Annotated in this window: 12 protein-coding genes and 1 other RNA gene; 7 read left to right on the top strand and 6 right to left on the bottom strand. The window is 65.7% G+C overall.

Features of this window, described 5'->3' with window-relative positions; all coding sequences use genetic code 11:
- Positions 1-28 precede the first annotated feature (28 nt).
- From gatA to rpmG, 6 genes are all read left to right on the top strand, one after another.
- Complete coding sequence (gene gatA, locus R3X27_RS05645; RefSeq protein WP_317707858.1) at positions 29-1,516, top strand: Asp-tRNA(Asn)/Glu-tRNA(Gln) amidotransferase subunit GatA; 1,488 nt, start codon at positions 29-31, stop codon at positions 1,514-1,516.
- 38 nt (positions 1,517-1,554) lie between these two features.
- Positions 1,555-2,193 (top strand): hypothetical protein, encoded by a 639-nt coding sequence (locus R3X27_RS05640; RefSeq protein WP_317707857.1) that lies wholly within the window; start codon positions 1,555-1,557, stop codon positions 2,191-2,193.
- 67 nt (positions 2,194-2,260) lie between these two features.
- A complete protein-coding gene (locus R3X27_RS05635) occupies positions 2,261-2,914 on the top strand; it encodes an N-acetylmuramoyl-L-alanine amidase (RefSeq protein ID WP_317707856.1) in 654 nt (217 codons plus the stop codon).
- A gap of 11 nt (positions 2,915-2,925) precedes the next feature.
- Positions 2,926-3,303, top strand: an RNA gene (rnpB, locus tag R3X27_RS05630) — RNase P RNA component class A.
- 82 nt (positions 3,304-3,385) lie between these two features.
- The gene (locus R3X27_RS05625) at positions 3,386-4,096 is read left to right on the top strand and encodes a DUF533 domain-containing protein (RefSeq protein ID WP_317707855.1); all 711 of its coding nucleotides are present in this window, start codon (positions 3,386-3,388) and stop codon (positions 4,094-4,096) included.
- A gap of 149 nt (positions 4,097-4,245) precedes the next feature.
- The gene (rpmG, locus tag R3X27_RS05620) at positions 4,246-4,413 is read left to right on the top strand and encodes a 50S ribosomal protein L33 (protein ID WP_317707854.1); all 168 of its coding nucleotides are present in this window, start codon (positions 4,246-4,248) and stop codon (positions 4,411-4,413) included.
- A 149-nt stretch (positions 4,414-4,562) separates the two neighbouring features.
- On the opposite strand, the gene R3X27_RS05615 is transcribed toward rpmG, so the two are convergent.
- From R3X27_RS05615 to acsA, 4 genes are read right to left on the bottom strand one after another with little or no spacing between them, the layout of a single operon-like run.
- Complete coding sequence (locus R3X27_RS05615; RefSeq protein ID WP_317707853.1) at positions 4,563-4,811, bottom strand: acyl carrier protein; 249 nt, start codon at positions 4,809-4,811, stop codon at positions 4,563-4,565.
- Complete coding sequence (locus R3X27_RS05610; protein WP_317707852.1) at positions 4,808-5,983, bottom strand: dihydrolipoamide acetyltransferase family protein; 1,176 nt, start codon at positions 5,981-5,983, stop codon at positions 4,808-4,810. Before R3X27_RS05610 ends, R3X27_RS05615 begins: the two co-directional genes overlap by 4 nt.
- On the bottom strand, positions 5,984-7,978 hold the full coding sequence (pdhA, locus tag R3X27_RS05605) for a pyruvate dehydrogenase (acetyl-transferring) E1 component subunit alpha (RefSeq protein WP_317707851.1): 1,995 nt from the start codon (positions 7,976-7,978) through the stop codon (positions 5,984-5,986).
- On the bottom strand, positions 7,975-9,675 hold the full coding sequence (gene acsA / locus R3X27_RS05600) for an acetate--CoA ligase (RefSeq protein WP_317707850.1): 1,701 nt from the start codon (positions 9,673-9,675) through the stop codon (positions 7,975-7,977). Before acsA ends, pdhA begins: the two co-directional genes overlap by 4 nt.
- A 251-nt stretch (positions 9,676-9,926) precedes the next feature.
- Here acsA and ppsA point away from each other — a divergent pair, with 251 nt between their 5' ends.
- Positions 9,927-12,311: a phosphoenolpyruvate synthase gene (gene ppsA / locus R3X27_RS05595; RefSeq protein ID WP_317707849.1), complete on the top strand. Its 2,385-nt coding sequence runs from the start codon at positions 9,927-9,929 to the stop codon at positions 12,309-12,311.
- A gap of 10 nt (positions 12,312-12,321) precedes the next feature.
- On the opposite strand, the gene R3X27_RS05590 is transcribed toward ppsA, so the two are convergent.
- Together R3X27_RS05590 and R3X27_RS05585 are read right to left on the bottom strand one after the other, a co-directional pair.
- On the bottom strand, positions 12,322-13,491 hold the full coding sequence (locus R3X27_RS05590; RefSeq protein WP_317707848.1) for an MFS transporter: 1,170 nt from the start codon (positions 13,489-13,491) through the stop codon (positions 12,322-12,324).
- Positions 13,492-13,535: 44 nt separating this feature from the next.
- A complete protein-coding gene (locus R3X27_RS05585) occupies positions 13,536-14,102 on the bottom strand; it encodes a helix-turn-helix transcriptional regulator (protein ID WP_317707847.1) in 567 nt (188 codons plus the stop codon).
- Positions 14,103-14,134: the final 32 nt, after the last annotated feature.

Below are 14,134 nucleotides of genomic sequence, written 5' to 3'. Positions count from 1 at the left end.
CTAGACGCCCGATAAGGATTTCTGAAAGATGACAGAACTTACCCGTTTCACCATTGCCGATGCCCGTGATGCGCTGCGCGCCGGCGACGTGACCTCGACCGAGCTGACGCAAGCCTGTCTCGACGAGATCGAGAAGGCCGATGCGCTCGGCGCTTTCGTCCACAAGACCCCCGAGATCGCGCTGAAACAGGCCGAGGCCGCCGATGCCCGCATTCAGGGCGGCGCCGAGAACCCGATGTGCGGCATCCCGCTTGGCATCAAGGACCTGTTCTGCACCCAGGGCGTTCCGAGCCAGGCCGCGTCCAACATCCTCGACGGGTTCAAGCCGGAATACGAGTCGACCGTCACCACTCAGCTCTGGCAGGCCGGAGCGGTCATGCTCGGCAAGCTGAACATGGACGAGTTCGCCATGGGCTCGTCCAACGAGACCTCGACCTATGGCAATGCCGTGAACCCCTGGCGGCGCGGCAATGACGAGGCCCAGCTCACGCCGGGCGGCTCCTCGGGCGGCTCCGCCTCCGCCGTGGCGGCCGACCTCTGCCTCGCCGCAACCGGCACCGACACTGGCGGCTCGATCCGCCAGCCTGCCGCCTTCACCGGTATTACGGGCCTCAAGCCGACCTATGGCCGTGTCTCCCGCTGGGGCATCATCGCCTTCGCCTCTTCGCTGGATCAGGCCGGTCCGATGACCAAGTCGGTCCGCGACGCCGCGATCATGCTCGGCGCCATGGCTGGTCACGACCCCAAGGATTCCACCTCGGCCGACCTGCCCGTGCCGGATTTCGAGGCCGCCATCACTGGCGACATTCGCGGCAAGAAAATCGGCATCCCGAAAGAATACCGCATGGAAGGCACCCCGGCCGAGATCGAGAAACTCTGGGCCGATGGCACCGACATGCTGCGCGATGCGGGCGCCGAGATCGTCGATATCTCGCTGCCGCATACGAAATACGCGCTGCCGACCTATTACGTGATCGCGCCCGCCGAGGCCTCTTCCAACCTTGCCCGCTATGACGGTGTCCGCTTCGGTCGCCGCGCGTCGCTGGCACAGGGCGACGGCATCACCGAGATGTACGAGAAGACCCGCGCCGAGGGTTTCGGCGCCGAGGTCCAGCGCCGCGTTATGATCGGCACCTATGTGCTCTCGGCTGGCTTCTACGACGCTTATTACAACCGCGCCCGCAAGGTCCGCGCGCTGATCAAGCGCGATTTCGATCTGGCCTTCGAGGCCGGTGTCGATGCGATCCTGACCCCCGCCACGCCGTCCTCGGCTTTCGGCCTTGGCGAAATGACCGATGCCGATCCGGTGCAGATGTATCTCAACGACGTCTTCACGGTGACGGTGAACCTTGCCGGACTGCCGGGCATCTCGGTGCCGACCGGTCTTGACGCGCAAGGTCTGCCGCTCGGGCTGCAATTGATCGGGCGGCCTTGGGAAGAGGGCGACTTGCTGAACATCGCCGCGTCTCTGGAGAGTTCAGCAGGATTCGTGGCCAAACCGGGTCGCTGGTGGTAGGGGTTCGGTAACGAAAACCAGAACGAGCAGGTGATCCGATGAGGCAATTCGGACTTGCGGCGGCCAGCGTGTTGGCACTGTCCGCCTGTGACCCCGAAGTCCCGGACAGCGCGGCGGGCGCGGGGGTCAACGACTACGCGACCTACCAGCGCAGCGATGCTGCAATCCGGGCCGAACGGAATGCCCAGCTGGCGAGTTCGCGCCCCAGCGGGTCTCCCGAAGCCACCGGCGCGCCGACGGCATCGGGCGCTCCCACCCTGAGTGCCGGGGACCTGGCCGCCGCCGGGATCGGCACCGCCGCACCGCCGAGCACCGCCGCGACGCCACTCCCAACGAGCGCGCCGCTGACGGCGACGGCCGCTGGAGCTGCCTATCTGGGCGGCAACACTGCCGCCCCGGTGGATGTTCCGGTCCGGCCAAACGACACCGGTCCCGATATCGTCGCCTATGCGCTCTCCGCGACCCAGCCCGTCGGCCAGACGCTCTATACCCGCACATTGCCGAACCGCGCCAAGGCGGAACGCAACTGTGCCGGCTATGGTTCCGACGACATGGCGCAATTCGCTTTCATGGAGGCCGGTGGCCCACAGAAGGATCGGTTTGGCATCGACCCGGATGGGGACGGCTATGCCTGCAACTGGGATCCCGGTCGCTATCGCCGTGCTGTCGGTGGCTGAGGCGCCGGGTTGCCGCTGGCATCCATCGCCGAGTTTCGGTCCTCGGCGCGGCGGCGCACAACCGGATATGATCGTCTTGCACTACACCGCGATGAAAAGCGCACCGGCGGCGCTGGAGCGGCTCTGCGATCCCGAGATCGAGGTCTCCGCTCACTACCTGATCGGTCGCGACGGCACTTGCTGGCAGTTGGTTTCGGAAACCGACCGGGCCTGGCACGCGGGTGCAGGGAGTTGGGGCGGGCGCGCCGATGTAAATAGTCATTCCATTGGCATCGAGCTCGACAATGACGGCACGAGCCCCTTCAGCGAGCCACTCTTGTCCCGCCTCGAAACGCTTCTCGCGGATATCCAGGCACGCCACAGCATCCCCGCCTCCCGCGTGATCGGCCATTCCGACATGGCGCCGGGCCGCAAGATCGATCCCGGCCGCCGCTTCGACTGGCATCGCCTCGCCCGCCGGGGCCTGGCCTGCTGGCCAGCGGCCTGCGCGGGTGACGAGGGGGGCTCGGTCCCCGAGGAACCCGCCCGCCTCGAACAGAACTTCAAACAGGCCTGCGAGCGGATTGGCTACCCTACGGACGGATCGGCCAACCCGGTGCTCGACGCTTTCCGCGCCCGCTTCAGACAACAAGCCAGCGGACCCGTTTCTTCCGCCGATCTTGTGCTTGCCCGACACCTCGCCACGCGCTTCCCGGTTGACCCCGGTCCGGGCGACGCCTAAATCCGTCAGGCGCGGATGGCCGGATGGCCGCGGGGCGTGCAAGCGCCGCGAGGAAAGTCCGGACTCCCTGGAGCAACGGTGCCGGGTAACGCCCGGGCGGGGAAACCCGACGGAAAGCGCCACAGAGAACAGACCGCTGCGTTCGCGCAGTAAGGGTGAAACGGTGGGGTAAGAGCCCACCGCGGGGCTGGCAACAGCCCTGGCACGGCAAGCCCCACCGGGAGCAATGCCAGATAGGACCTCCGCGGGGCTTGACCCCAGGGCCGCTTCAGCCCCAGGCAGGTCGGGTAGGCAGCTAGAGTGCGTCGGCAACGGCGCGCCAAGAGGAATGGTCATCGAAGGGGTGCTGAGCCCTGGAACAGAATCCGGCTTACAGGCCATCCGCGCATATTCTCCAGAGCAGAAACAGGTTTTTTGCCTGTTGCATGGTTTGTGCTATGCAATCTCAATGGTGTTCCCAGGGAGGGTAGAATGAGTTTTCTGAAAACGCTTATGGCCGTTGGCGCCGGTTTCGCCGCCGCAAAGGGCGCAGAACAGTATCGCAAGATGGGCGGCATGGCCGGCGTACAGAACATGCTGCAAGGCGCGGGCGACAGCAGCGCTGCCGAACAACTCGGCAAGCTCGCCGATCAGTTCGGATTGCCGGGAGGCTCCGAAAAGGTAAAGGAACTCATGGGCCAGATGGGCGCTGGAACGGCGACCGCCGCAGGCACAGGCGCCGCGAGCCTCGGCAGTTTGATGAACACCCTGCAAGGCGCTGCTGCGGCGGGTTCCAAGCAGTCGGCCGACATGATGTCCTCGATCTTTGGCGGAACACCCGCAGGCGAAGCCGTCGAAGCGCAGGCCCAACTGATGATCCGCGCGATGATCCAGGCCGCCAAGGCCGATGGGAAAATCGACCCGCAGGAACAGCAGGCGATCCTCGACCACCTGACCGAGGCGAACGAGGAAGAGCGCGCCTTCGTCAAGGCGGAACTGGAAAAACCGATCGACGTGACCGGGCTTGCCAATGAAACGGCGGAAGCTGCGCGGGAACAGGTCTATGCCACGTCACTGGCCGCGATTCGTCTCGATCACGCTGCGGAGGCGGAGTATCTTCGCCAGCTTGCCGACGCGCTTCAGATCGACGACGACATCCGGGACCAGATCCACGCGAAACTGGGGGTTCCGCCTCTCGCCTGACGGCGCGCTCCGGCCGCCGCCAGATCAATTGCCGCCGCCTGCTTCCTTCGCCCCCGGATCGGGGCGATTGGGGTTGACTCTGTTTACGCTTACAGTAAAAGGCATGGCTCAGATTTCACGGGCCACCGGTCCGTTGTAGGAGACAGACGATGGCAAAACCGACAACGATCAAGATCCGGCTGAATTCCTCCGCCGGCACCGGTCATTTCTACGTGACCAAGAAGAATGCCCGCACCATGACCGAGAAAATGGTTGTTCGTAAGTACGACCCGGTTGCGCGCAAGCATGTTGACTACAAGGAAGGCAAGATCAAGTAAGATCGCCCCTTTCCGAGACGAGGAAGCCGCCCCGATGGGCGGCTTTTTTGTTGGGTTTGAGGCACGGGCTGGACTGACATTTCAGTCGGTGCTGGCGGAAGCCCTGTAGCGGGCGCACAGCGGGACCTTTAGGCTTCGTCGCTGTCCGGTCAGGCCGCCATTCGCCCGTTCAGATAGGCTGCCGCCAGCGCTGGCGTGGCGATCTGTACATAATCGGCCTCAGGGATATCCACCCCGAGCCGGGCATGGAGCGCCGCGACGAGGTTGAGCACATCCATCGAGTCCAGCTCAAGATCGTCCTGGATATGATCCTCCGCCGCGATGTCCTCGGCGTCGAGATCGGGTGCGACCTTTACCAGTTCCTCCAGAAAGATCGCTCTTGCGTCATCCTGTGTCATAGAGCCTCCGGTTTCTGCAATTGTGCGTCGATCTCGGCGAGGAAGCGGTTGGCCTGCCGACCGTCGCTGACGCGGTGATCCGCCGAGAGGGTGAATGTGGCGAGCAGGCGCGGGACGACTTCGCCGTCCACCACCCAGGGCCGCAGCTTCGGCGCGCCGATCGCCAACAGCGCCACCTGTGGCGGGAAGATAATGCCAGCCATCGCGTCAGCGCCTTTCTCGCCGAGGCTGGAGACGGTCAGCGTGCCGCTGGTCATCTCCGAGGAGCGCAGGCGCATGGCCCGTGCCCGGGCGACAAGATCCTTCATCGCCGCCATCAGATCGGGCAGTGAAAGCCCGTCGGCCTGCGGGATTGCCGGGGCGATCAAGCCGCCGCCGCGCAGCGCCACCGCGACGCCGAGATTGACCGCGCGCGCGGGTATGAACCCGTCATCGCCATAATGCCCGTTCATTTCCTTGACCTTGGCGGCGGCAAGGGCCGCCGCCTTCAGGAAGAGTGTTCCGAGCAGGATGCGCTCCGCCGGTGGCAGATCCGCATTGCGTGCGGAAAGCCAGTCCGAGGCGGTCTGGATGTCGACGCTCTGGCTGAGCTGGAAATGCGGGATCTCGCGTTTGGAGCGCTGCATCGCCGCCGCGATGGCCTTGCGCATTTCCGCCATGGCATCGCTCGGTTTTCGAGCCGGGGAGTCTTGCGCTGGCGCGATGCCCTCGACGTCACGCAGCATCACCGCCCCGCCTGGGCCACTCCCCGCGAGCCCGGCCAGTTCGATATGGGCCTCGGCCGCCCGTCGGCGCGCGGCCGGCGAGGCAGCAATTCCAAAGGTGATGGTCCGGGTTTCGGGCGGCGGTGGCGCGGTTGCGGTCGGCGCGATCTCGTGCCGCTCTGCCTCCGCTTCGTCTGTCGGCGCCGCCGGGGCAGGTGGCGGCGCCTCCCCCTCGGCCAGGATCGTTGCCAGCGGGGCGCCCACGGGTAGTCGGGCGCCGAGTTCCGCGTCAAGCGATTGCACGATCCCTGCCTCGAAGATCTCGATCTCGATGGCGCCTTTCTGGGTCTCCACCACGGCGACGATATCGCCGCGTTTCACGTCATCTCCCGGCGCGACAAGCCATTCGACGAGCGTGCCGTCCTCCATGTCTGCGCCAAGGCTTGGCATCTGGAAAACACCCATCATTCACCTCCCCAGCGTGGCCCGCGCCGCCGCAACGATCTGCGGCACCTGCGGGATTGCGGCCTGTTCGAGATGGGCCGGGTAGGGGATCGGCACCTCTGCCGAGCAGATCCGCCCGACCGGCGCGTCCATCCTCCAGAAGACCTGTTCATGAATGCGCGCCGCGATTTCGGCCGAGAGCGAGCCGCTCTTCCAGCCCTCGTCCACGATCACCGCCCGACGGGTGCGCCCGACCGAGGTCATGATCGTCGCATCGTCCAGCGGACGCAGGACGCGCAGGTCGATCACTTCGGCCGAGACGCCTTCGCTGGCCAGTTCCTCGGCCGCCTCCAGCGTCTTGTAGAGCGAGCCGCCATAGGTGATGAGCGTCACGTCTCCGCCTTTGCGCCGGATTGCGGCCTTCGAGATATCCACCGGGCCGGCATTGGTGTCGAGCTGATCGGTCCGGTTGTAGAGCATCACGTTCTCGAAGATCAGCACGGGGTCCGGATCTTCCAGCGCGGTCCAGAGCATTCCGCGCGCGTCCTCCAGCGTGGCTGGCGCCAGCACCTTCAGCCCCGGGATATGAGCAAACCAACCCTCCAGCGAATGCGAATGCTGGGCGGCGAGCTGCTTGCCCGCGCCGGTTGCCATTCGGATCACCACCGGCACGCCGAACTGTCCGCCCGACATGTGCCGCACCGTGGCGGCGGTGTTGAGGATCTGGTCCAGCGCCAGAAGCGAGAAATTCACCGTCATCACCTCGACGATGGGCCGCATGCCTGCCGCCGCAGCGCCGATCCCCGCGCCGGTGAAGCCGGATTCAGAGAGCGGCGTGTCGCGGATGCGATCCTCGCCAAACGCGTCCAGCAGCCCCTTGGAGACCGCGTAGCAGCCGCCATAGGCACCAACATCCTCACCCATGAGGAAAACCCGGTCATCCCGCGTCAGCGCCTCGCTGAGCCCCTGCTTGACCGCCTCGCGATAGGTCATCTCCTCGGTCTGGCCCGAAGGCCGGGCCGTGACCGGATCGGGGCGCGGCGTCGCCATGACGTGCTTCGCGAGATCCGCCACCGGTTCCCAGGTGCCGGCCTCGGCGAAGTCCACCGCCTCGGCGATCTCGGCGTCGACCACCGTGTGGATGCGTGTTACGTCCTCGGCATGAAGCAGCCCGCTCTGCAGCGCCCAGTCCTGGAAGCGGTGGATCGGGCCGCGCTTGCGCCAGTCCTCGATCTCTTCCTTGCTGCGATAGAGCTGGGCGTCGAACATCGAATGCGGCCGGAACCGGTAGGTCCGGCATTCGAGGAAGACCGGTTTGCCGGTCTCGCGGATGAACTGCACCGCCGCTCGTGCGGCGGCCTCGACCGCGACCACGTCCATCCCGTCCACCTGCCGGCTTTCCAGCCCATAGGCCTGTGCCTTGCGGTGGATGTCGGTGTCGGAATCGTAGCGCGCGATGGCCGTGCCCATGGCATAGCCATTGTTCTCGCAGACAAAGAGCACCGGCAGGTTCCAGAGTGCGGCGAGGTTCAGCGTTTCGTGGAACTCGCCTTCGGCTGCGGCCCCGTCGCCGAAGAAGCAGGCGGTGACATGCGGCGCGGCGCGCATCCGGTCGGCCAGCGCGATGCCTGCGGCGAGCGGCAAGCCGCCGCCGACAATGGCATTGCCGCCGTAGAAATTGGTCGCAGCGTCGAAGATATGCATCGAGCCGCCGCGTCCGCCGGAGCAACCTTCGGCCTTGCCATACATCTCCGCCATGACGGTCGTCATCGGCACCCCGCGTGCCAGCGCCTGGCCGTGCTCGCGATAGGTGGCGACGATCTTGTCATCAGGCCCCAGCACCGGGATCACCCCGGCGGCAATCGCCTCCTCGCCGTCATAGAGATGCAGGAAGCCGCGGATCTTCTGCTGCTGATAGAGTTCAGCGCATTTATCCTCGAACTTCCGGATTCGGATCATTCCTGTCAGCAGCGACAGGACGTGCTCGCGCGTCAGGCGCGGTTTGTCGATCACGGTCATGTCTCGTCAGTCTCCAGGGTTGAGATATCCCCCTCGGGCAGGCCAAGTTCGCGCGCCTTCAGCAGGCGGCGCATGATCTTGCCCGAACGGGTCTTGGGCAGCGTGTTGCGGAAGACGATCTCGCGGGGCGCGACCGCCGGGCCGAGCTTTTTGCGGGCATGGCCGCGGATTGCGCGTTCTAGCGCCTCGTCTGCCGTGAAGCCCGGGTTCAGCGTCACATAGGCCTTGATGACCTCGCCGGCGGTCTCGTCCGGTACGCCGATCACTCCGGCCTCGGCCACCGCCTCATGCTCGATCAGCGCGCTTTCGACCTCGAACGGGCCGACAAGGTGGCCGGAGGACTTGATCAGGTCATCGGCGCGCCCGACGAACCAGTAATAGCCCTCCTTGTCCCGCATCGCGAGATCGCCGGAGAGATACCAGCCATCGGCGAAGCATTTGTCGTAGCGGGCTTGCTCATCAAGATAGGTCCGCATCATCGAGGGCCAGCCGGGCCGCAGCGCCAGCTCGCCGATATCGCCATCGCCGAGCTCCTTCACGCCACCGGGCGTGCGCTCGACAATGCCGGCGCAGATGCCGGGCATCGGCTTGCCCATCGAGCCGGGGCGCACTTCCTGTGCGGCGAGATTGGCGATCATGATGCCGCCGGTCTCGGTCTGCCACCAATTGTCATGGAAGGGCTTGCCGAAGACACGGTTGGACCAGACGACGGCCTCCGGGTTCAGCGGCTCACCGACAGAGGCGAGGAAGCGCAGGCCGGAGAAGTCATAGGGCTTCGTTGCGTCGTCGCCCGCCCGCATCATCATGCGGATCGCGGTCGGCGCCGAGTACCAGACCTCGACCTTCTCCCGCTCGATCGTCCTGTACCAGCGGTCGAGGTCGAACTCCGCCTCGTCGACGATCATCGTCACGCGGTTCACCAGAGGTGCGATGATGCCGTAAGACGTGCCGGTGACCCAGCCGGGATCGGCGGTGCACCAGTAGACCGTGCCGGGGGTTAGCTCGAGCGCGTAGCGACCGGATAGGGCGTGATACATCACCGCCTGGTGCACATGCACCGCGCCCTTGGGTTTGCCGGTGGTGCCGGAGGTGAAATGGATCAGCGCCCGATCTTCGGGCCGGGTGCGCGCGGTCTCGAAGACCGGCTCTGCCGCCGCCATCGCGGGCGCGAGGGCCACGCAGCCCTCCGGCGCCTCCTCCCCGACGATCAGCACCAGCTTCAGCGTCGGGATCTCATCCACCCATTTCGCGATCTTGCGCTTGAATAGGGTTGCGGTCGTCACCAGCACCTTCGCGGCGCCGATCTCCATCCGGGTGCGGATCGGTTCCGGGCCGAAGGCCGAAAAGAGCGGTGTGAAGACAAGCCCGGCCTTCAGCGTACCAAGGGCGGTGACGTAAAGCTCAGGCACCCGGCCCATCAGGCCGAAGACAGACTCGCCGCGCTCCAGCCCATGCGCCGTCAGCACATTGGCGAAACGCGATGTCCTTTCGGCAAGGTCGCGGTAGGTGATGTCCTCCCGCGCATCGCCCTTGCCGAGCCAGCGGATCGCAACCTGCGCTCCGTTGTCGGCCAGAACGTGGCGATCCACCGCCTCGTGGGCGATGTTCAGGCCTCCGTCCGGCAGGCCGTCCAGCATGGCCTCCGCGATGTCCCAGGTGAATGTCTTGCGTGTCTCGTCCGGGTCCGGAAGAGACACATCTCGAGTCCCTCCGGACTCTTTCCGGATCGTCCCAAGCATGTCGGATTCCTCCTGTCGCGATTATCCCATCTGCGGCGCGTTTGCGCCATGACACACGTCAACGCCTGAACCGTTCGACACGCGAATCCACGGGGGGTGCAGGTTTTTCGCGAGAGCGCAGCGCAATATGACGCCGGTCAACGCGCGCCGGGCGTGGAGGGTGTAGACTTCGGGTTGGATACCTGTGTCGATCTTCTGGAGGTGCGACCATGTACGACACTCATGACAATCTGGTCTGGTTTGAAGAACTGCGGCGCGATGATGTTGCGCTGGTAGGGGGCAAGAATGCCTCGCTTGGGGAGATGGTGCGCGAACTCGGCGCGCAGGGGATCGCGGTGCCGCCGGGCTTCGCGACCACCTCCGACGCCTATCGCCGCTATATCACGGAGAACGAGCTGCATGCCGTTGTGGCGGCCTGCCTCGAGGATCTCGCGCGCGAGCGCATCACCTTGCAGGAAGCCGGCAAAATGATCCGGGCGGAGATCCGCGCCGGGGTCTGGCCCGCTGAAATCGAGGATGAGATACGGACCGCCTACCGGGCGCTGGGCGCTCGGGCCGGGGTGGTTGAACCATCGGTGGCCGTGCGCTCGAGCGCAACGGCCGAAGACCTGCCGGACGCGTCCTTCGCCGGCCAGCAGGAGACCTTCCTCAACGTGCGCGGGGAGGAGGAGTTGCTGCGCGCCTGTCGCCACTGCTTCGCCTCGCTCTTCACCGATCGGGCGATCTCCTATCGGACCATGAAGGGCTTCGACCATCTCGCCGTGGCGCTTTCCATCGGCGTGCAGCTCATGGTGCGCTCCGATATCGGCGGCTCGGGGGTGATGTTCTCGCTCGACACCGAATCCGGCTTCGACAAGGTGGTGCTGATCAACGCCGCCTGGGGGCTGGGGGAGAATGTGGTGCAAGGCGCCGTCGATCCAGACGAGTACCAGGTCTACAAACCCTTCCTCAGCCGGCCCGGCGTCACGCCGATCCTGCGCAAGGCGCTGGGGGCCAAGGAGATCAAGATGATCCATGGCGGCGCGACCGGGGCCAAGACCCGCAACGTCGCCTGCTCGCGCAAGGAGCGGGCGCGCTTCGTGCTGTCGGATGCCGAGATCCTCGATCTCGCGCGCATGGCCTGCACCATCGAAGACCATTACGGCATGCCGATGGACATGGAATGGGCGCGCGATGGCGAGACCGGCAAGCTCTATATCGTCCAGGCCCGGCCAGAGACGGTCCAGTCCCGCGCCGTTGGCGAGGTGCTGAAATCCTTCCGGGTGACGCATGCCGGCGAGAAGTTGCTGGAAGGGCTGAGCGTCGGTCTGTCGGTTGCGACCGGCGAGGTCTGCCTGATCGAGAGCGCCGCCGATATCGAGCGCTTCGTCGATGGTGCGATCCTTGTCACCTCGATCACCGACCCGGACTGGGTCCCGATCATGAAGCGCGCCTCCGCCATCATCACCGATCATGGCGGGCGCACCAGCCACGCGGCAATCGTCAGTCGTGAGCTTGGTCTGCCGGCCATTGTCGGCACCGGCGAGGCGACGCATGTTCTGCATGACGGCCAGATGGTGACGGTGAACTGCGCCGAGGGCGACCGTGGCATGGTCTATGCCGGCAAGGCCGATATCGAGGTGCAGGAAACCCAGCTCGGCGCGATGGCCGAGACCCGCACCAAGGTGATGCTGAACCTCGCCAACCCGGGCGCAGCCATGCGCTGGTGGCGGTTGCCGGCCGATGGTGTCGGTCTGGCGCGGATGGAGTTCGTTGTCAGCAACGAGATCAAGGTCCACCCGTTGGCGCTGACCCGCTACGATGAGCTCAAATCCGATGCCGACCGCGCGGCGATCGACGCCCTGACACAGGGCTATGCCAACCGCGAGGATTTCTTTGTCGAACAGCTGGCCCAGGGGCTCTCCTGTATTGCGGCCCCCTGGTATCCGAACCCCTGCATCGTGCGGATGAGCGACTTCAAGACCAATGAATATGCGGCCCTTCTTGGGGGGGCGCAGTTCGAGCCGGGCGAGGAGAACCCGATGATCGGCTTCCGGGGCGCCTCGCGCTACTATTCGGACGCCTATCGGGACGGCTTCGCGCTGGAATGTCTCGCGATCAAGCGGCTGCGCGAGGAGATGGGCTTCGACAATGTGCTCGTCATGATCCCCTTCTGCCGCTCGCCCGAGGAGGCCGACAAGGTGCTCGCGGTGATGGCCGAACACGGGCTGGTTCGGGGCGAGAACGGGCTTGAGGTCTACGTGATGTGCGAGATCCCCTCGAACGTCATCGTGGCGGAGGAATTCGCCAAGCGCTTCGACGGCTTCTCCATCGGCTCCAACGACCTGACGCAGCTCACCCTCGGAATCGACCGCGACAGCGCGGGGCTGGCTTATCTCTTCCGCGAGCGCGACCCGGCTGTCCTTTGGATGATCGAGACGGTCATTGCCAAGGCCAATGCGGCCGGGGCGAAGATCGGGCTCTGCGGACAGGCGCCGAGCAACGATCCGGGCTTCGCGCGGCTGCTTGTCGCCGCCGGGATCGACTCGATCTCGGTGACGCCGGACAGCTTCGTGGCCGTGAAGTCCAATGTGATGGATGCCGAAAAGGTGTAGCTGCGCGCGGTCAGTTCCGTGCGACCCCGCGCCGCTGCGCAAGCAACAGGTGCGCCAGAAAACCTCCGAGGTAGATCGCCACGACGGAGAGATACATGCCGCCCGGTCCCTGCGCGCCAAGAATGGCGAGCAGGATCGGCGTGCCCAGCAGGTTGCCGCAATTGCCGCTCTGCGCCAGCAGCCCATAGGCGAGGGCCTGGTCGCCAGGATCGGGGTTGAGCTCGGGTACGGCGGCGAAGCTCGCTCCCTGCACGAGGCCGAGCGCGGCGAAGAGGGCGATGGCGAAGACCAGCGGCTGGTCGAGCAGGCCCGCAAGCGCCACCAGCGGCATGGCCAGGGCAAAGCCGAGCATTGTGACGCTGACGCCTGACACGCGCCGCAGCAGGATCGGCACGGTCAGCATCGAGACCGCGATACTGACGAGCGGCATCAGCCCGGCCGCCCAGGCCGCATCCTTTGGCGCCAGTGTTTCCGGCACGAGCGCCAGCAACGAGACGAAGGTCAGTGTGTAAAAGAGCCAGCCAGCCGCCGGAGCCGCAATATGGGGCGAGAGATAGGCTTTCACATGGGTCGCGATGATCCCGGATGCGGGAAGGGCGTCGGGGCCGGTTTCCCGTGCCTGCTCCGGGATGGAGAGGGCGACAAGCGCGGCGATCGCAATCATGAAACCGCCATGGCTCGCGAACAGGGTCGGGATGCCGCCGTCGCCCAGAAGCGGCAACGCGACCCAGGCGACCAGCGCGAAGGAGACCCCGAAGAACGTGCTCCAGAGCGTCATGGCGGCGCCAATGAAGCGCGCATGGCTGATCCGGGAAATCAGGGTCGGCGCGGCGACCACGATGGCGAGATGCGAAAAACCTTCCAGAAGGCGGCTCGCCAGCATCAGCGGGAAGGGCGGAAGGCTGGCCTGCCAGAGCGAGATCGCGGCCCCGAGCAACAGCCCCGCGATGAGCAGACGTCTTTCGCCGAAGCGCCGGACCAGATCACCGGCGACAACGCCGAGAACCGCGCCCACGAGGCTGATCAGGGAAAGAAGCCAGCCGATCTCGTCGCCGGTCTCCGGGTAGGCGGCGCGCACCTGCGCGAAGGGCACCGCGATCTTGGCAAACTGCGCCGCCGCGCCAAGGCCGGCAAACCACAGCAGCAGGACCTGAATGAGGGCGGGGCATGTGACTGTCATGGGCCCCCTGCTATCGGAGCCGGTCCTGCAAGGCCACGCATGAATTATGCGTCCGCGTCGATCCCCGTGACCAGCCGTGCGGGGGTGCCGTCCGCGAGATAGATCCGTTCCCAGAGCATGCCGCCCGGGCTGATCCGCAGCTCAGGATAGATCGCTTCGGACGTGAAGACCTTGCGCGGAGCGGGCAGGGCCTCGTCCCACCAGCCCTGCGTTGCCAGCGCCTGTTCGGCCTTCCGGATCTCGTCCGTGGCGAAGCGCCAGAGCGACGTACCGAGCATCTGCCGACCCGTTGTATGCCAGTCCCGGGCGCGCCGTTTCGAATAGGCAAGGCAGGTATGGTCGGCGTCATCGACGAGATGCATCGCGAGGGTCGAACTCTCGACCAGCCGCTTCAGTGCTACATCGTCGGTTCGGCGCGCGGCGACACATTCCAGCGCCCGTTGCTGCATCGCCGGATCGGGAATCTGGCGGCCACTCTCCCAACGGGACACGGTCGTCTGGTTCAGGCCGAGCAGATGCGCCAGCGCCGCCTGCTTCAGACCGATGGCAATCCGCTGTCGTTTCAGACGCCGCGCGAATGCGGGCAAGGGGGAGGTGTTGGGTTGCATCATCCCGTGCAGTTCAACAGAAAACGGCCTGTTTT

The organism is Tropicimonas sp. TH_r6 (genome assembly GCF_033101155.1).
GTDB lineage: Bacteria > Pseudomonadota > Alphaproteobacteria > Rhodobacterales > Rhodobacteraceae > Tropicimonas.
The sequence above is the reverse complement of the archived record's forward strand: the minus strand, read 5'-3'. Positions and strand labels throughout refer to the sequence as shown.

What these genes read in the sequence shown, in the direction of transcription:
- gatA (WP_317707858.1), top strand. Translation starts at nt 29, where the DNA reads ATGACAGAACTTACCCGTTTCACCATTGCCGATGCCCGTGATGCGCTG.
- R3X27_RS05640 (WP_317707857.1), top strand. Translation starts at nt 1,555, where the DNA reads ATGAGGCAATTCGGACTTGCGGCGGCCAGCGTGTTGGCACTGTCCGCC.
- R3X27_RS05635 (WP_317707856.1), top strand. Translation starts at nt 2,261, where the DNA reads ATGATCGTCTTGCACTACACCGCGATGAAAAGCGCACCGGCGGCGCTG.
- R3X27_RS05625 (WP_317707855.1), top strand. Translation starts at nt 3,386, where the DNA reads ATGAGTTTTCTGAAAACGCTTATGGCCGTTGGCGCCGGTTTCGCCGCC.
- rpmG (WP_317707854.1), top strand. Translation starts at nt 4,246, where the DNA reads ATGGCAAAACCGACAACGATCAAGATCCGGCTGAATTCCTCCGCCGGC.
- R3X27_RS05615 (WP_317707853.1), bottom strand. Translation starts at nt 4,811, where the DNA reads ATGACACAGGATGACGCAAGAGCGATCTTTCTGGAGGAACTGGTAAAG.
- R3X27_RS05610 (WP_317707852.1), bottom strand. Translation starts at nt 5,983, where the DNA reads ATGATGGGTGTTTTCCAGATGCCAAGCCTTGGCGCAGACATGGAGGAC.
- pdhA (WP_317707851.1), bottom strand. Translation starts at nt 7,978, where the DNA reads ATGACCGTGATCGACAAACCGCGCCTGACGCGCGAGCACGTCCTGTCG.
- ppsA (WP_317707849.1), top strand. Translation starts at nt 9,927, where the DNA reads ATGTACGACACTCATGACAATCTGGTCTGGTTTGAAGAACTGCGGCGC.
- R3X27_RS05590 (WP_317707848.1), bottom strand. Translation starts at nt 13,491, where the DNA reads ATGACAGTCACATGCCCCGCCCTCATTCAGGTCCTGCTGCTGTGGTTT.
- R3X27_RS05585 (WP_317707847.1), bottom strand. Translation starts at nt 14,102, where the DNA reads ATGATGCAACCCAACACCTCCCCCTTGCCCGCATTCGCGCGGCGTCTG.